Source organism: Pseudomonas sp. NFR16 (assembly GCF_900108875.1).
GTDB lineage: Bacteria > Pseudomonadota > Gammaproteobacteria > Pseudomonadales > Pseudomonadaceae > Aquipseudomonas.
Window position 1 is genome coordinate 76,643 of sequence record NZ_FNYJ01000006.1, and the last position, 16,175, is coordinate 92,817.

Annotated in this window: 13 protein-coding genes and 3 pseudogenes; 9 read left to right on the plus strand and 7 right to left on the minus strand. The window is 51.9% G+C overall.

What is annotated here, in order from left to right; genetic code table 11:
* Positions 1-171: 171 nt before the first annotated feature.
* The 3 genes from BMZ10_RS28400 (at position 172) to BMZ10_RS21530 (ending at position 3,141) form a co-directional block, all read left to right on the plus strand.
* A complete protein-coding gene (locus tag BMZ10_RS28400; RefSeq protein ID WP_371266136.1) occupies positions 172-552 on the plus strand; it encodes a DUF6957 family protein in 381 nt (126 codons plus the stop codon).
* A 1,428-nt stretch (positions 553-1,980) separates the two neighbouring features.
* A complete protein-coding gene (locus BMZ10_RS21525) occupies positions 1,981-2,604 on the plus strand; it encodes an AbiJ-NTD4 domain-containing protein (RefSeq protein ID WP_371266138.1) in 624 nt (207 codons plus the stop codon).
* 177 nt (positions 2,605-2,781) lie between these two features.
* Positions 2,782-3,141 carry a hypothetical protein gene (locus BMZ10_RS21530; protein ID WP_093466907.1) on the plus strand — a complete coding sequence of 120 codons (360 nt, stop codon included), beginning with the start codon at positions 2,782-2,784 and terminating at the stop codon, positions 3,139-3,141.
* Positions 3,142-3,426: 285 nt separating this feature from the next.
* On the opposite strand, the gene BMZ10_RS21535 is transcribed toward BMZ10_RS21530, so the two are convergent.
* On the minus strand, positions 3,427-4,656 hold the full coding sequence (locus tag BMZ10_RS21535) for a hypothetical protein (RefSeq protein WP_143070318.1): 1,230 nt from the start codon (positions 4,654-4,656) through the stop codon (positions 3,427-3,429).
* 502 nt (positions 4,657-5,158) lie between these two features.
* Between BMZ10_RS21535 and BMZ10_RS28405 the strand changes: the two genes are divergently transcribed.
* Together BMZ10_RS28405 and BMZ10_RS21550 are read left to right on the plus strand one after the other, a co-directional pair.
* The gene (locus BMZ10_RS28405) at positions 5,159-5,308 is read left to right on the plus strand and encodes a hypothetical protein (protein ID WP_371266044.1); all 150 of its coding nucleotides are present in this window, start codon (positions 5,159-5,161) and stop codon (positions 5,306-5,308) included.
* A gap of 468 nt (positions 5,309-5,776) precedes the next feature.
* Positions 5,777-6,439: an HAD family hydrolase gene (locus BMZ10_RS21550; RefSeq protein ID WP_093466914.1), complete on the plus strand. Its 663-nt coding sequence runs from the start codon at positions 5,777-5,779 to the stop codon at positions 6,437-6,439.
* 775 nt (positions 6,440-7,214) lie between these two features.
* Here BMZ10_RS21550 and BMZ10_RS21560 read toward each other — a convergent pair.
* Positions 7,215-7,343 (minus strand): annotated as a pseudogene (locus tag BMZ10_RS21560) (CopG family transcriptional regulator); the annotation flags it as partial.
* A 105-nt stretch (positions 7,344-7,448) separates the two neighbouring features.
* Here BMZ10_RS21560 and BMZ10_RS21565 point away from each other — a divergent pair.
* Together BMZ10_RS21565 and BMZ10_RS21570 are read left to right on the plus strand one after the other, a co-directional pair.
* A pseudogene (locus BMZ10_RS21565) lies at positions 7,449-7,679 on the plus strand (cation:dicarboxylate symporter family transporter); the annotation flags it as partial.
* Positions 7,680-8,434: 755 nt separating this feature from the next.
* Positions 8,435-9,646, plus strand: a complete 1,212-nt coding sequence (locus BMZ10_RS21570; RefSeq protein ID WP_143070319.1) for a hypothetical protein — start codon at positions 8,435-8,437, stop codon at positions 9,644-9,646.
* A 440-nt stretch (positions 9,647-10,086) separates the two neighbouring features.
* Here BMZ10_RS21570 and BMZ10_RS21575 read toward each other — a convergent pair whose 3' ends face one another.
* Genes BMZ10_RS21575 through BMZ10_RS27535 form a run of 3 tightly spaced genes read right to left on the minus strand, consistent with a single transcriptional unit; the run spans position 10,087 to position 13,174 of the window.
* Positions 10,087-10,914 (minus strand): N-acetylmuramoyl-L-alanine amidase, encoded by an 828-nt coding sequence (locus tag BMZ10_RS21575; RefSeq protein WP_093466920.1) that lies wholly within the window; start codon positions 10,912-10,914, stop codon positions 10,087-10,089.
* Positions 10,911-12,785 carry a hypothetical protein gene (locus BMZ10_RS21580; protein WP_143070320.1) on the minus strand — a complete coding sequence of 625 codons (1,875 nt, stop codon included), beginning with the start codon at positions 12,783-12,785 and terminating at the stop codon, positions 10,911-10,913. The genes BMZ10_RS21575 and BMZ10_RS21580 overlap by 4 nt, the downstream gene beginning before the upstream one ends.
* Positions 12,786-12,796: 11 nt before the next feature.
* The gene (locus tag BMZ10_RS27535; RefSeq protein ID WP_143070321.1) at positions 12,797-13,174 is read right to left on the minus strand and encodes a hypothetical protein; all 378 of its coding nucleotides are present in this window, start codon (positions 13,172-13,174) and stop codon (positions 12,797-12,799) included.
* A gap of 645 nt (positions 13,175-13,819) precedes the next feature.
* Here BMZ10_RS27535 and BMZ10_RS21585 point away from each other — a divergent pair.
* Together BMZ10_RS21585 and BMZ10_RS21590 are read left to right on the plus strand one after the other, a co-directional pair.
* The gene (locus tag BMZ10_RS21585; protein WP_093466924.1) at positions 13,820-14,188 is read left to right on the plus strand and encodes a histone-like nucleoid-structuring protein, MvaT/MvaU family; all 369 of its coding nucleotides are present in this window, start codon (positions 13,820-13,822) and stop codon (positions 14,186-14,188) included.
* 205 nt (positions 14,189-14,393) lie between these two features.
* Positions 14,394-14,612, plus strand: a complete 219-nt coding sequence (locus tag BMZ10_RS21590; RefSeq protein ID WP_093466927.1) for a hypothetical protein — start codon at positions 14,394-14,396, stop codon at positions 14,610-14,612.
* A gap of 19 nt (positions 14,613-14,631) precedes the next feature.
* On the opposite strand, the pseudogene BMZ10_RS21595 reads toward BMZ10_RS21590, so the two are convergent.
* Together BMZ10_RS21595 and BMZ10_RS21600 are read right to left on the minus strand one after the other, a co-directional pair.
* Positions 14,632-15,142 (minus strand): annotated as a pseudogene (locus BMZ10_RS21595) (ProQ/FinO family protein).
* Positions 15,143-15,755: 613 nt separating this feature from the next.
* A complete protein-coding gene (locus tag BMZ10_RS21600) occupies positions 15,756-16,160 on the minus strand; it encodes an avidin-fold protein (protein ID WP_371266047.1) in 405 nt (134 codons plus the stop codon).
* Positions 16,161-16,175: the final 15 nt, after the last annotated feature.

A 16,175-nucleotide genomic window follows, 5' to 3' on the forward strand; every position in this document is an offset into this window, starting at 1 on the left:
GAAACGACCTAGGGGATCGGGTAGAGAATGAGCAGGGCTACGTGATCGTGAGCTACCTGCTCTATCTGCGCGATGGAGTGGAAGGCCTTGAGTAAACACGTATCCTCTCGCTGAAGAACAGAAGTCCAGAGGCTTGAAGGGCAAGGTATGAGTGAGGATGTAGAACGTTCAATGTTTGACTGGCTAGAGGGCCCGAGCCTCGTCGCTGAGGGGCTGGACGCGACACTCCAAGATGCCCTCAGGCTGGTCGAAGAATGTTTCCCTGAGCGTAGCTTCTGCATTGTCAGGGAATGGTGCTGGATAGAGTTCTCAGCTTCACCCTTGATCAAGCAACGAATGGCTGCCCAAGGAGAACTGCCAGCTCTCTTGTTCGCCAGCGAGATAGTGTATGACAGTCGAGATCGGTTCAGACCAGGCAGGGGCGTGCGAACATCGTTTTTGGCCGCGCGGCACGAGGGGCCATTTTTTGTCACAAAGAACACCGTGTACGTCCTGCTAGGCTTTGGTAGGCGTAAGCGAGCGAAATTCGATCCTCTAAGTTTGTTATTTTAATCTCAGAGCGCGTTGTGGTTCGGTGGACGCAGCGCTCTCACGTCGATCTAAGACAGGTAGATGGATCGAAGACGGCTTAGGCCTTAGTGCATTGAGGCGAGGATTGATGACTCCACAGGTGCCGCAGGAGCTTACCCCAGTTGAGTACGAACAGATGATGCGCGAGTTTCATGAGGCCGAGGAGTGGATGAAAGATCAACTCAAAGCTCGACATGTCGCTCCTACATCTGAACATTGTATGCGCAGTGAAGACCTCATAGGCCGGTGGCGATCATTCCGTGACGAGCAGTAGTCTCCGTCCAACTGCTGGGAACGCAGTCTGCCGCTAAGCGTCAGATTTTCCGGCCAATCTCAGACAAACTTAACTCAAGGCGACAATGTTTATATATTTGCGACGACTTTGCTCCCCACCCCCTTTAAAATTTTTAAACGAGACGGAGTTATATATTTGAGAGCAAAGAAAAAGCAGAGGTGGCCCAGACGCTGAATTCCTCACAGTATACCGGCGGCTTTTGCTTCTGATGTTTAGGGCTTCTAGGTCACACGGTCTTGAGGACTGGAGGTGAAGCTGAGGTCGAAGTGGTGAGGCTGGGAGCAAGGGGGATCGTTCTACTTTGCAGCCGGTAGGCTGCTGCTTCTGCTTTGAAAACAAACTACCGGTGATTTCTTTAAAATAAACTACATATAGTGTTTTTTGTGAGTTTTATGGCTTTAATTAACTACATATTGTGGTTTGTGCGTTGTGGGCGGTAGTGGATGCGGCTGAGTTCTGAATTGGAAACCGCCGTCTGGGCTTTGTCTTGGTCTGTGTACGGGCCATTTCTCAGGGATGAGTTGGCCCAGGCGCTGGCCGAGTATCGGAGACGGCCCGGATTTAACGAGACATCACGTTTGCACTTAAACACAGCTGGCCCCGCGCTGGCCGTATTGGCAGATGTGCTTTCACGGCACGCTGCACCAGGCGTGTACTCACTGCATCATGAGTACATCGAGATTCTCAGTAGGCTTCACTGGCACATCGTCCGTTCTCTGCAATGCCGTTTGGTCACCCAAGGTTATGCCAGCTCCGAAATCAGAGATGATTTCTTTGCCTCAGACTTAGGACTTTAGCCTACCGGGTTGACGCCTGGATCTGTGCTGTTTACCCGTCGCGCCACGCCATGAGAGCCCTGTCTGATCAGTGTTCTACACGATGCCCAAATTGGCGCGCATTATCGGGTGAATCACGATCGCAACTACCTGCAGGCCGATCATACAGAGCATTACCATGAAGGACTCATTCTCAAAGCGTCATGGCTTCTCACAGGTTGCTGAGGCAGAAATTACTGTCCGTGGGACGCGCTACAAGCGCTGCAGGAATACCTGCTGAGCTACGAGTGTGGCCTCAAGCCATCTAACCTGCCTCAAGTCACCTGTCAGACCTTGAAGGTGCTTCCTGACAAGCAGAACTGGAGCGAGACGCCCAACATTCATGAGCAAAACGTCCAGCTACTTGAGCGGTGCAAATGGTTCAAGGTGTATGACGTCATCGAGCGGCTCGACGACTACCTAGGCAACACGCTCTATAACCCTGATGCCTACCAGTACTTCAACAGCGAGCTCAACGAGTTTTTTGTGGAGCACGGTATTGGCTGGAAGCTATTGGGGGGTATTGAGATTTGGGGTTCCGAGTCTTTTGAGCAGGTATTGAAGTCGGCAAAGGATACAGAACATCAGTTCGGGCATGTGACGGCCAGTAAAGAGCTGCATCAGGCCATATCCGATCTTTCAAGGCGTCCGGCGCCGGATCCGACCGGCGCGATACAGCATGCCATGGCGTCGCTAGAGTGTGTCGCTCGGCAGCTCACAGGTGATCATCAGGCCACACTCGGCAGAATCATGAATGATCACCGAATGCTTATATCACCGCCCTTGGATCAGGTGGTCATCAAGACTTGGGCGTATGCGTCCGAGTTTGGGCGGCACATCCAGGAAGGCCGAGAACCCCCATTTGAGGACGCTGAGCTGGTCGTGGGGCTTTGTACCTCGGTCAGCAGCTACCTGATCAAGTAATCGGAATGAACGCCCCACCGGCGTGTTCTAGGCTCTCTGGGAAGTGGGAGATCCACCGCTGGCGTGGCAGATAATGTGACCAACGCGCAAGCTCAGATGTAGCGAGATAGAGGCCTGTCGCTAGATGATGGCCATATGATATTCTGGCGGTGCTATTCCCCCATTTTAAGGACGAAAATGAAGCTGAAAATCGCAGGCGTTTTTAACCATGGTGACCTCGATAAAGAGCACGTAGCGCTGAATGTGCTGGAGGACTGCAACTTGAGTGGTTACGTGCTCATGGACACTACCTACGACAAGGACGGACAGGTTTCGAACAAGCACCGCCATGTAAAGTGGCTGCCCTCCGTGCAGGTGAAGAAGGGCAATAAAGTCTCTGTGTGGACAAAAAAAGGTACTGACACATCAGTGAAAGCGGAAGACGGAACAGTATGGCACCGGGTGTACTGGAACATGAATACGTCCGTTTGGAATAGCGATGGTGATGTCGCTGTGCTTTTGCAAATCAGCGGTGTCGATCACAAGCGCGCCAAGTAATCGAAGGCTGCCGAAGAAGTGAATGACTCGTCGACGGGTCATCCATACCGGGCTGGCGAGATACGCCGGGCCTATTTAACCTTGGCCCCATCCTCACCAAGTCCTGAGCCCATCAAGCACCTGCCGAAGCTGATCGGCAGGTGTCTAAACGCAGTGACGTATCGTAATCCTTGGGCTGGCAGGTGACGCGACGCCTCTCAGAGCAACGTCCACCCACCTCCCAACGGCCATGGTAAAATCCGTGAGAATGCTGTGCTCTTTCTCAGTCGCTGCACGCCGCTTCCGCTAATTTGATGCGGATGTCTTGGGCACCAGCCGCCTGAAGAAGTCTTGCGCCGTCGTGAACCATGCCCCATACCAACCCTCGTATTTTTCAGCGATCGGATAGCCGTGATCGTAGTCAAATATGTCGTCGAACCAGTGGGCACCAGCAGCGTTGGTTTTGTTCAGAAACAGGGCGGGATGAGTGTTACCAGACAGGATGTCAGCATGCTGCCTAGCGCCGATCACCCTGCCAAAAATGCGCCCTCGGTAATCGTCCGCAAGCTGTTTAAGCATGTCATACACTTCCGGAATTCGATGATGGTCTCCCCACCAGGCCGCGAAGTTGATGTCGAAACCGATGCTGTAGATTTTCCAGTTCTTTGAATGTAAATGTGCGAGCACTACCAGCTGCTGGGTTGTTTCGTTGATCAGCACGTGCACGGACGATGGGCAGGCGTCCTTCAGCCACTTCAAGTGCTCCCAATGGTAGGTAGAGATGGTCTCTATGGAGAACATATCCTTTTCACCGTGTGTCAGCCATTCAGCACAAACTCCAGTAGCGTTGCAAATACCTCCAATCTCGACCTGACTCATCTCGATGGTCTCGGATTCCAAGTAGGCTAATCGCTGCTCGCTGTCGTAATCGATCAAGTCAATGAAACGGCTTGGAGACATTGACAGGCTCGCTCTGACCGCATGAACCCGCTTACCGCAGTTGTAGAAGCGTTTTGTCATTGTCGTGTCTTTGGCAGGAAGTTGTTCTTGCGGATTATCCAGCCTCTTCATCACCGCCGAGATCTCTACGGCGCAAAGAGCATCTGTGATCTCAGGGCTTTCATTTGCAAGGTGGGCGAGCTGATGGAGAGGATAGATGGTCGAAGCCCAGCCATGGTTCGAACACGCTTTGCGATAAATCTCTTCGTCCGTGCCGACGGGCGCCGCAATGCAGACCACGACCTCGTCGATCTTGTCGCGGATCTCGCAATCCTCACGTCTGAGTTTTTCAATGTCGCCCAAGACTTTGGCTTGCAGTCCTGAAATCTGGCCAGTGCATAGCACGGCAATGTAGCGGTCATCCGCCTTCTTGTAGGCCAGCAGATCGGCAGGGCCCCGAGTCACCCGACCCAGATAATTCAAGGTGTCATTCAAGTTCTCGTAGTCGCTGGATACCGTCGGGAGCAGTCGGCGCACGAAACTTTCGAGCTCGGCGCCATGCAGCAATCCGATCTTGGACTTCAGTAGTTCGATCAAGCTTTCCTTCCCCATCTACGAGAAAATTCTGTCACCGCCCACTGGTTTCCGTAGGCTCGCTTTCATTCATGCTTGAGCTTACCTATCCTTTCGATCATGGGCTCTGCCTCCAGGATTTCGCCTTTGTAGTTCTCGGTGGAGCTTTTCGCTCAGCGTCCGATCCCGGGTTCATTGGTGGGCAGCGTTCAAAAGGGTAAAATGCTTGGCCAGATGGTGTCCGACTGGCTGCGTGTAAACCTATTTTTTGACCTGTAAGGCTTCAAGGTTTACAGGTCATTTTTCAGGTTTACATTGGCCATGCTCATCATCGACTGCCTGATATTCATGAGAGCGAAATGATGAGTGGATCCCTTACCGAGGAGCAAATGCACCAAGCGCTGTTCGGCAGTGCTCAGCCGCCTCTCGCCTCTGTTACCGAGCAGAGCGCGCCCTCATCTACCGCGCTCGCAAGGTACCTCGGTCAAAGTCTTTGTCTTCCAGATTGCGCGTAACGATGACCGTCATGAAGGTGTTCGAGGGGCCTGAAGAAACGTTTGACTCCGACGCCAACACTCTGAGCAGGTTGGTGGCGGAAGGTGAGGCAAAAACAGCCGCCAAGAAGGCGAAATTTCGATATTTTGAAATCGTTTCAATCCAGCCTGTTCAAGTTTGATTTCCACCCACTCATGCGCAGGCGAGCTGGTTCAATGGAGGCCAAACAAGTCCCCCGGGCACTTACTGATGAAGAATTTGACTCGATGATACGCGAGTTCGACCTGGCAGGTGACTGGATGCTTGAACGGTTGGCGCACAAGCGTCAGGTCAGCAATCCCAGACGGCAGAGCGGGCAGGTAGAGATGCTGATGGCTCCTCTGACAAGGACGAACATACTTGAGCGCCTGGCACGGCCCGATTCTGAGTCGCTGCAGTGTCTGCGGTTGAAGTGAAGAGGTCGGAGCAGTTGGATGGAGGAGGCCACACTTCGGGCGGGGCGTTTGTCTGTCACGCCTCGATGGTAAGCTGCTCTGGCGTGATTCATTGAACCTGTAGCCACTTCACCATTTTCTCCAACCCTGCCGAACGAACTCCGCCACTTCTGAAGTGACGTTCTAACGCAGACTGATTATCAAGTGCCTAACCCATGCCAATCGTAGCCTCTGTTTTCGATGCGTTCGGGACTGTTGTTCACATTGGGCGCAAGCGCCATCCCTTCCGACAGCTGCTGCGCATCGGTGCAGAACAAGGACGCAGGCCCGGCGCTGTGGATCTTCATACGCTGATGACGTCCAGCTTGTCCCTTGAAGCTGCTGCTGAGCATTTCGGCATTCGCTTGAGCGCCCAGCAGATGACGTCATTGCAGAATGATCTTGAGGCTGAGTTGGTTTCGATCACACCGTACCCTGATGCCCTGGAAGCGCTGCGGTTGCTCAAGGCTGATGGCGTAGCGATCGGCATCTGTTCGAACCTGGCTTTGCCATACGGCTCCGTACTTCGAGATCTGTTTGGGGAAGTGGATGGATTCGCCTTGAGCTATGAGCTTGGTTCCATGAAGCCGAACCCAGACATTTATCGCGAAATCTGTCACCGACTCCACGTCTCACCAGCGTGGGATATGACGGCATCGGGAGACCGGGTCGTAATGATTGGTGATTCGGTACAGTGCGACCAGCTGGGGCCTAGAGCCGTCGGGATATCCGGGTACCATCTCGACAGAAATGGGGGAGGGCCTATCAGCAGCCTGCGGCAGTTCGCCGAGCTCGTGATTGAGGATCGGCGTAACGGCTTTGGCGAATCGCTCCAGTAATCACTCAGTTTCAGCGATAGCAGTCGTCATCTGATCCATATCAGCGCGTGAGCACGTCTCACTCTGGCCAGCACTTGGACGAAAGCTTCTCCCACTATGAGTAAAGCGCTTCCAGCCAGCGACTGTCCCGCCGAGAAGGGCGACGGTGCAGCCGTTTATCAATCAAGTTTTTTACTTTCTGCACCTCACTCTCCCGCATCATCACCACAAGCAAAGTGTCTTTAACAACTTCTCTCTGTGCCCTACTACTGCCCATGAGAACCACCTCATTGGCTACAGGTTCGAGAAGGTGGACACAAGCGGCATACTCCTGCGATGCGAAAGCTTGAAGGGCGTGGCACTAGGTGGGAACCATTGGCCCAGCCACCAAGCTGCCCTGCTGATCCAAGCGAAAAAGCTCAGCAGTACGTGTTTAGATCGCATGATGATGAACTGCGCCAGCGGCGAGCATCGCCATATGAACGTCAGCAAACGCAAAGCCTGGCTGCTGAAAAAAGCTCAGTGCGTATTCAGCCGCATCAGCCCAGAGCCCCTTCGGGGCATCGTGGACATATGCGTCCATTCGCCAAAGGAAAGATGCCGCGTCACTTACGACGTTGAACCCTTATAGGACGAGAAATCCTAGAAGTGTGTATGTTAAAGCGCATTCTATATCGCGCCGCAGGCGTGTAGATGTGTAGGCACCGATGCCGTACTGACGGGGCATCGATATCCGCTGACAGGACTCACTTTGGCAGCGGCAACTAAAAAGTCGCGCCTGTCCACTTCAACTCCATCATGGCGGTACCGGCAATGGCGTGTCGGTACTGAGACTGTCTACCCAAGCCTTGACCGCTTGGTGGTCAATAACCCGGCATGCGTCAACATCGGCTAAGGCCTCACGGGTTAGACGACTACGCTCTTCTCTGCCGCTCCCAACGCGAGCACCGTCGCGGATCACCGTCCCTTTCAGGGAACCATTCATTAGTGTCTAGCTCCGCTGAATGCAAGTGCCCAAGCGTCATCCTACTCCAAAAACGCTGCCAGCGTCACAGGCGGAGCATTCATCACACTGGCGGCAACTTTAGGGTCGCTAGACGTTATTCCAGCCGCAGGGTTGGTGCTCGTCCTGGGTGTTTACCGGTTTATTTCAGAAGGTGGAGCGCTCATCAATGTCATTGGCAACGGTGTAGCCACACTCTTCATTGCGCGGTGGGACGGAGCTCTTGACCGTGAGCAGCTCAAGCGCGAGCTTGGATAATGAGTTGTGTCCAGCTGTCTTATCCTTCACGCCACGCACGTGAACGGATCTGACAGCTACTCGACGTCGAGCCCCATGCACAGCGTGGGGCATACGACGGATTTGCTGGAAGTCGATAGCCGATCTAGCTGCCGAGTCTCGTCTCTACTAAGTGCTTGCCAACCGGAAGGCCACGGGCTTCTCAGAAGTAAACTGACTCGTTCCATCCCTTCCAATAGATCCCAAGACCATATCCACATCATTCATTTCGATCAGATCTGAGATCTGGCTGTGTAGAAAGCTCCGGCCGACCATGCCGGTTGCTTGCGCAGGTTTTCGTAGATTTGGCGCAATCTGCATCGGAGGGTTTGAGCGTCGATTGCGATCAAGAAATCCCTCTCTGTTTTGCTGACTCCTGGTTGCCATTTGGGCCAAATCACAGAGGCGGCTGCAATTGCCGAGTCGCATCGTCAGGAGGCATAATGCTATCGTTTAATTGGATCCAGACCCGCGAACATCTTTGAAGATCCTGAACGGCTTGAAAAATATTTCCAGGCATCGAATATCCTCGGGAACAGAGGTCGAGCGAGCAAGACGGGATGAGTTCAGAAAACAGCACCTCTGGTAGCAGCTGCTTACGCCCTTGTTCTCATGCAGGTGCGGCGGAGTGTATAGGTGTCCAACTCGTCCGTGAGCTTCTCGGCGCCAAGCTTCCACAGATAATCAACTGAGTCGACACATTGATTTTTCACTGTCTCATGAATGGAATCAGGCGCGTGCGAACTTCCTTTTCAGGGTTTTTCGCACGCGCTGCAGGATCCACGGTTCTGGCGCTGTTCAGCGTTGGCAGCGCTGCCTTTGTATCCGTATGTAGCACAGCTATCCTTGCACAAGCTAAGGCACTGGTCTTACCTCCAGTCAAGGGAGCAGTACCAGCATGCCCATTGGAGCTTGCTTGGGCGCTTGGGCTTTCATCTCTTGCGGTTATGTTCGTCTGGTTGAGGGAACGAGGTTTGGCAGATTTGACTGCCGCTAAGGAAGCTGAGCTCGCATCGCAAGGGAGGGAAATGGAGGGGCGTCTCACTAATCTGCCGCCTCGGCAGTTCATTGAGGAGTACGTCGCTGCGATCCGTAGCGTTGGCGAATTGCGGCGGCTTAGCAAAGAGGAGGTTCGAGAAAAGAAAGTCGATTTAGAGATGCTGAACTCTCGTGTGCGCGCGATCCTGGCGAGCATTCTGAGCCTCACCCGTCTATGGGATGGCGTTGCGACAGCGAACAAGACGGTGGTGTATCAAGCCAACGTGATGAAGGTTTTGATGCGTGAGGAAATCTCAACCAACCCTGCGCCAGAGCTAAATTTCGATAAAGACGGCGCCGCCAATGACTCGCCAACCGAGGTCAGCAACTCACTTGAAAAATGGCTGCTGCAATTCGAGTTCTTCCTCCACAACCAGTCATACGGCGTCGCGGTAGAGCGATGCTCTGGAATCGTGTTTATCCAGGACGCGGCGTTTTCAGCCACGTCCACACTTGATGATGATGTCCCAGACCCCTCTATAGAGCAGATTTGCCTACCGTTCACGTATGACCAGGAATACAGGGAAGGCTTTCATCACCCTAATCTTCCAGGAGCGCCGAGCGTAGTCGCGTTTCAAGCATCCGAGTACCTGAGCAACGTCCAAGACTTCATGGAGGGGTGGCTAGCCAAGCAGGCCAGGCGTAATCCAGAGCTCAACGAGCGTTATGAAGAAGGTCTTCGCAAGTACTATGACAAGCTTAAGGCCGTCAAGTCGCTGATCAGCATACCTATTTTTTCTGAAGATCGGCTGATAGGTGTACTGAACATAAACAAGAACAACGAGAATATGCTGCTCAATGCTGACAGGGCAGACCTATTTATCCAGCTTTTGACCCCTATTTGCTATCATTTGGGCAAGATGCTAATGTTGATTGAAGATATGAGTTTCGCAATGGTTCAGGAGGAGTGACGATGAGATACGAACTGTCAGTCAAGCTGGTACGCAAGCCTACCGCCTCCGTATCCACCAAGAAGGCGATGACGGCTGAGGACGTACGAAAGGCGATGTCTGACCGAGCTCGGAAGATTTTGAATGGCGAGGCTGTTGAGTCGCTCGCTTTGAGAGTCAACGCCCACTGAGTGCGGATGGCTTTTTGAAACGCCGCCTTCGGGCGGCGTTCTAGTTTCTACACCTTCCTTCTCGACTACCAAAACTTTAAGGTGAAGAGAGTGGCTGTCGTTGGCGTATCGGTGGTTTCAGTCCTGTTACCACGTTAAATCGGTTGTCTCTAGGCCACAAGTCAGTCGATGCAACAACGGAATCAGACTGATGCGACAATCCGACGACGCTCAGCCTTAGGTCACCTCGCCATAGGTCATCTCCGAGCACTGTCACGCCAGAGCGGTGCCTCATGGCGTGGTAGATGCTAGGACGAATGACAACGCACGTGCCACATTATTAGCCACGGCGTCGATTCCGACAATCAGCTGCTCTTCTCTCTTTGGACACGTCAGCTCTCCGACCTCTAATAAGCCTTTCATTATGGGAGCATTTAACTTTTTGTACATGTAGTATTTTGCCGCATCTACGGTAAATCCGTCTTGCCTGAACTCGCTGTACTTGTAGCCAAGTGCTTGGCTGAGTCCCCATCCAATGGCGTGCATCGCCAACGTCGACCCATTATCTTGATAGGAGAGGCTAGGCCCAGTAGTGCATTGCTTAACACTGCCGTCAGCGTGAATGGCTAAGAATATTTTTGCATTCAGATGGGGTGAGTAATCATCCGCGGAAATGGCGAGAACGGTGTATTTTCCTTCAGATAACAGGTGGTCGGAAATATTTTTTACTAGATATGCTGTCACCCATTTTTCAGCTACTAGCGCGCCTGTGGTGCCAGTTTTTCCCGTCTTACGGTTATAGTGCCCTGCTTGGAGTATGATGTCGTACGTTACATCCGTTGCACCGAGCTCAGTGTTGAGAGACTCCCAGGTTGATTTGATTTTATTTGTGTTTTGACTAAGTAGATCAGCGCTGCTCGAGCCTAATGCACTGGACTGTAAACTATTTTGAAAGCCAGCAGCCATAAGTTTTTCGAGATCACCGTCAGAGCTTGCAAGATACTCCGAGGAGCTCTTGCTGGGATGGGCTTCTTCAGGCTCTTGACTGTCTGCTGCGAAAGCTAAAGAAAAAAACGTCACAGATAGTAAGGTGGCGGGTAGGGCGCTCTTGATATTCATTTTGTTTTATCCAAGCGTTTCAATATGAGGCTTTCAGTTTGTTCCAGCATTCTGGAAGTGTATTTGTTCGCAGAGGCTGATAACCCAGCGCAGTTGCCCAAGGTTACGACAATCATAGTGGCCGCACCAAAGCTCCGAGTTTTGTCAGCTGGCGCAGGAGTCGTGAAAGGAAGTGCCCCAACTGCGCCTGAGCCATCGGAGGCGCACGGGAGGATGGAACTAATATACATCGAAGTTTCGTCTAGGCTTATAGCACCTTTGGATTTCTCTTTAAGATCGTTAAGGTTCTTTTCAAGATCCTGACCTTCTGGTGTCGCCCAGAAGCTTTCTGGAAGCTGCTGGAAGCCTTCGGTTTCCAATTGGTCTTGTAAGTCTTGATTTATTCGTTTCAGCAGTAGGATTTTTTCTGATGTCGGACGTTCCTCATAAGCAGCACGCTCTATCTCAACACTTCTGATTTTGAAGGAGATCTTGTCATTTAGTCCTTTAAATATCGTCTTCCCAAGGAGCCGGGAAAACTCTTCCCCATTGTCAATCTGGACATACCATGCCCCAATTTTCGATTTGGCAGTCGCGAGGGGTGGGGTTCTGTTTATAAAGGCGTAAACGTATTCTAGCGCCCAGTCAGATCCGCCGGAAGGATTATCCCACTTACCAAATCCGTGGCTCATTACCGAGTTTCTGGCCTTTCGGTCACCCAAGTTCCGGATAAATCCAAACTGAAAGCTGGAAAAACTCCGAAGAAATTGTGGATAAAGTGAATCGAGGCTGATCGACGTGTCAATATCCTTCCCGCATTTACCCACTGAGCGCAGGTATTGAGCGCTTTGTAATATTTGTTTGTCGTTGAAATGCTCATCAAGAATCGAGTTGGGGGCAGGCTTGAAGCATAGGATTGCGGGGTTTGAGTCTTGATCAAGAATCTTGAGACAGCTAAATGTTGCCAATGTATCGATTGAGGTATTTGTAAAGCAAATATCAAGCCCAGGCGTAGCGGTCTGGCTTTCTACATATTTTTCTGTTGGGTTTTTTGCGCTTCTACACCTCATTGAATCAAGATTTGATTGAAGCGCGTCGTATAATTTATTGGCGTCGCCGCAGTTGGATAGTATGTCCAGTTGGAGCGGAGATTGCTCAGTCGTCATTTTTTCATTTGGAGAGTTTTCTATCAGCTCTTTATATACGTCGTACTGAAAAATATCGTCAGCTTTCGCTATCTCTACTTTTCCAACTTTGCTTTCAAGGAAAGCCCCTCTTCTGAAGGCACTGACTCTTGCTTCCCACGTTCCATGGGCATCTGTGGATGAGTCGTTGTAAAGACCCACCAGCGATAGATTCCGCTGGTAGTAGTTTATGGTGGCTGCGTCCTGTGTGCGCGTGAATACGATTCCACTGAGAAAGTCGGCTTCCAATTCGACGTTCGGCATTGGCATTCGTGTAGTAAGATGGTGTACGTTGCCGATATACTTAATTTGAAATACATGCGACAGTTCATGCGTCAATGGTGGGATGTATAGCTCGGCTATACCTTGGTCGTCGTGCGATGATTGTGATGCGTCAGGATAAATCGGATACGAGATTCTAAATATATGCTGATCTTCTTTTGGGCTGATATCGGACGTACTGAATCGGCCGTTAGCGCAGCCTGAAAATGTAATGCTCTCGCCTTTTAAGCCAAGTGCATCTATCGCTTCTAATATTTTAAGATTTCTACCGAAGTCCAAGACGTCCGGCGCCCCTGCACAGTCAATGCCAGAGTCTTTTGAATTTGCGTTTAAGCAAGAGCCTTCATTACTTAGTTCGCTAGCGCATAGCGCACCTGTGCCGTACAGAGCGGCAATTCCTAAGATCAGCTGGGGAAATGCTTTCATTCCAGTTCACCTCAGTTGCAGATGCGCTGCCATGCAAATCCACCAGTAGGGCACATAGCCCCGCACGCACTAGCATGCGCATATCCTTTACTGCACGCGGGCATCGCCTGAGTTGCTCCAGGCGTAACAAATCCCCAGCACCCACAACCCTCTAAAGGTGTGCCCGGTGGAAGTTTGGTATCTGGTGGCGAAGGTGTTTTTTTCGAGACTATAGATTTTACGTCTGCCTCATCCATTTCGCATTTGTCAGCGATATCAGCGATAGTTTCCCCGTCTTCAAAAAAACCGAGGACAGCATTTTTTCCGCAAGAAGCGAAGGCATGGGTGTATGAAAGAATGATGAGGGTAATCAACAAAAGTCGTTGCAAATTTTTAGGTATCGAGCTCATAGCATCCCCCAGTTCCGTTGTTAGGGCATAAGGCTCCTCACACTACGGTAACCAAGGATGGTCAAATACCTGAGAGTGGTTTGGATGTTAGCTTGCATTTAGGGGATGTCAAAAAAGTCTTATGTATAATAACTATCTTGACATTCGTGGTAATAAATACAGCCTATGATTGAGGCTGCATTATCTATCCGATCGCCCTGTCTGAAGTTCTGACGACGTGATCTGCGAAACCCAACCAGATTTATAAAAAAAGCTTCTGTCACCGTAGGGTCATGCGATCACAGCCGGGCCAGTCAAGTGCCGGCCTATCTGATGGCAAGCAATGCCTTGGTCAACTACATCCAGTTTCATAGTGTTGGCCGGGATGCCGAATATGCCAGCGGTCTGCTGGATCACTTCAGCGAGCATTTTGGCCACAAGACTGGGGCCAACCTGTACCTGCCATATCTAATATCTAGAGGAAGAGTTTGAGTTTCTTGGCTAGCTTAGGCAGCAAATCAAGCTGGGCCTAAATTTGCACGGGAAAATTTGAAGCAGGGTCTTGGCATCTGACTCGTGATTTTTGAATGCTCAAGGTGACCGCTGGTGGGCTTTGAACTAACATTTACTCCACAAGCGTCACCATTAGGATCTCAAGAGATTTACATGTCCCGTCTCGCAGAATTTCGCAAACTCGAACAGCAACTGGCAGCCCAATTGGCTGAGCTGGAAACGCTCAAAAATGACGATGGCCTGAAGAAAGAAATCGAGTTCGAAACCAAATTCCGTGATCTCCTAGCTAAGTACGGCTACAGCTTGCGTGACGTGATCAACATCCTTGATCCACAAGCAGCCAGTCGCAAGGGTGCACCAGTCGTTCAGGAGAAAGCGACTCGTCGCGCACGTACCGTGAAGGTTTACAAGAATCCTCATAATGGTGAAATCGTGGAGACAAAGGGCGGTAACCATAAAACGCTGAAAGCCTGGAAGGCCGAGCATGGCAGCGATGTCGTGGAGTCCTGGGTTTCCCAGTGACATCTGAGCTATCAAATAAAGCCGCCTAAGGGCGGCTTTATTGTTACTGCAAGCCACCCTGATCCTGCGAGCGCTTCTTCCACACGCCCCATCAGGACATGACAAACACGTCCATTTGGATGTGGAGCTATTGACCAGGATGAGATACAAGTCTGTGTAGTGGCGTATTGCCCGAAGGTACTTGCCTACCAGCTAGGAGCAGCCGATGCATCGCAGTGAAGTTACCCCCACGCTGCTGAACGCCATCTTGGGAAACCAGGCTGCTATCACGGCTGCTCTTCAGGACGTTGCGATTTGGATAGAGAACAGCGGCTCACCCGAAGCAGCCAGTTCGGTGAGAGAACGGCTGCAAGTGATTGCTGACTCTCAAGGCCTGATTGGCGCTTGCGTGGGGGCACTAATGCAGCCGCGTATTCCAGAATGAATGATCTTTAAGTCATTCCTTAGTCAGCTGTTCGCTTTAGATCTGGATCTGCGGCGGACGCTGGCGCGCCGGGTTTTGGCTGTGCACGATTTCGCCTGTCTTGGCCACGTTGCCGAGAGGCCTGGCGCTTCGCATGAAGCGCTTGTGAAGTAGTCACGATGCCAACGGGCTGACCGTTCAAATCCAAGCGCGGTGCATTTTCCACCATGCTTTTCCAGTATCGGGATCCTTGGCACCAGGTTGAGATGCCTAGCTTGAGCTGCTCGCTGGTCAACCCTAACAGCTCCAAGTGTTGCTCGGCATCCTTAAGAATGCCTTCTTTGAGCGGAACCTTCGGAGCCGGATTGACGGGGAAACGCCAGTGGAAAATGCTTCTGCAATGGCCAGATTGCTTCTACGGCTGGATCTTGATTGCGAGGCTTCGCCGGTGGGGGAGACTTACGCTTGGGGTGTTTCGCGCGTTCGTCCTTTTGGGGTTCTTTCTCGGCCCGCAGGCGGTCACGTAGCTCAGCTAGTTGTTCAAAACCCATCGTTCTATTCACTGCTTCTAGGTTGATTGCGTGGCGTAAGGATATTGCATGTAGGCCTAGGTCGCAGCAGAAACAGGACGCGCTGCTAATTCGTCGGGGTTCCGAGTGGTTGCACAGAACCAGGCATGACAGGATGGATGGGGGGACGCACCTGACGACCTCCACCTCGCTCAGACGTCCGAGCTCATGACGCTCAATTGCTGGAAACGATTCGCGCCGGAAATGGCCAAATCAGTAAGCCCCGAAGATCGAGCGTCGATGACTAGGAACGAATGTTGGGTTTACAGACGGAGAGCATGGGCATTAGCGTTGTGTCTGTGAGTAGTAGGCGCAGTGCTTATTGGCTTTGTCCACATGAGCCTTCCAGGTCGCGGGTGGGGAGTCTGGATAAGCTATCTCATGTACTTTCTCGAATTCTGGTACTTGCTCGGGCTTGGCGAAATGCACCGGTGGTTTTACAGCTGGTTTACCCGAGATTCTGAGTAGACCAGTTCGAGGAGCCTACCGGCGCAATGCCAAGATTTTTGATGCTCCAAGACCTACCACAAAGGGGGTGCACACGGATGTCATTGAATCTTTCCGCCATCACGTGGACAGCGCCGCGAATTACAACTTATCTGGAGTCGAGCTCGACATAGCTGGACTCTCCACCACCACTGGCGCCAGACAACCAGGCCCAAACAAATGACAGCGTCGTGCGACCCGCCGCATCGACCTCGACCTTACCGCGAGAGCGTCCGGAAAGAATCTCTCCATCTGTTGTGATGCAATGGAAGAGCAGATCGAATGTGTCGGGGCCCGTCACATGACCCACCTGGTGCCCTGTGCGGATCCTTCCGCCTTTGTAGGTGCTCGTGATCGCAGTGCCATCGACTTGGTACTCAAAAACAGTGCCGGCCCCGGACAGGCCATGGGCGTTGCCGGCAACCTGGAATTTACAGTTGTGCAGGCGTTCGGCGACTAGCGAAGATAGGGTTGTCACGAGAAAGCGTCCTTTAATCGAAATCTGGGTATCCATTCTCCGTTACCGTAC

What these genes read in the sequence shown, in the direction of transcription:
- BMZ10_RS28400 (WP_371266136.1), top strand. Translation starts at nt 172, where the DNA reads ATGTTTGACTGGCTAGAGGGCCCGAGCCTCGTCGCTGAGGGGCTGGAC.
- BMZ10_RS21530 (WP_093466907.1), top strand. Translation starts at nt 2,782, where the DNA reads ATGAAGCTGAAAATCGCAGGCGTTTTTAACCATGGTGACCTCGATAAA.
- BMZ10_RS28405 (WP_371266044.1), top strand. Translation starts at nt 5,159, where the DNA reads ATGAAGGTGTTCGAGGGGCCTGAAGAAACGTTTGACTCCGACGCCAAC.
- BMZ10_RS21550 (WP_093466914.1), top strand. Translation starts at nt 5,777, where the DNA reads ATGCCAATCGTAGCCTCTGTTTTCGATGCGTTCGGGACTGTTGTTCAC.
- BMZ10_RS21575 (WP_093466920.1), bottom strand. Translation starts at nt 10,914, where the DNA reads ATGAATATCAAGAGCGCCCTACCCGCCACCTTACTATCTGTGACGTTT.
- BMZ10_RS21580 (WP_143070320.1), bottom strand. Translation starts at nt 12,785, where the DNA reads ATGAAAGCATTTCCCCAGCTGATCTTAGGAATTGCCGCTCTGTACGGC.
- BMZ10_RS27535 (WP_143070321.1), bottom strand. Translation starts at nt 13,174, where the DNA reads ATGAGCTCGATACCTAAAAATTTGCAACGACTTTTGTTGATTACCCTC.
- BMZ10_RS21585 (WP_093466924.1), top strand. Translation starts at nt 13,820, where the DNA reads ATGTCCCGTCTCGCAGAATTTCGCAAACTCGAACAGCAACTGGCAGCC.
- BMZ10_RS21590 (WP_093466927.1), top strand. Translation starts at nt 14,394, where the DNA reads ATGCATCGCAGTGAAGTTACCCCCACGCTGCTGAACGCCATCTTGGGA.
- BMZ10_RS21600 (WP_371266047.1), bottom strand. Translation starts at nt 16,160, where the DNA reads ATGGATACCCAGATTTCGATTAAAGGACGCTTTCTCGTGACAACCCTA.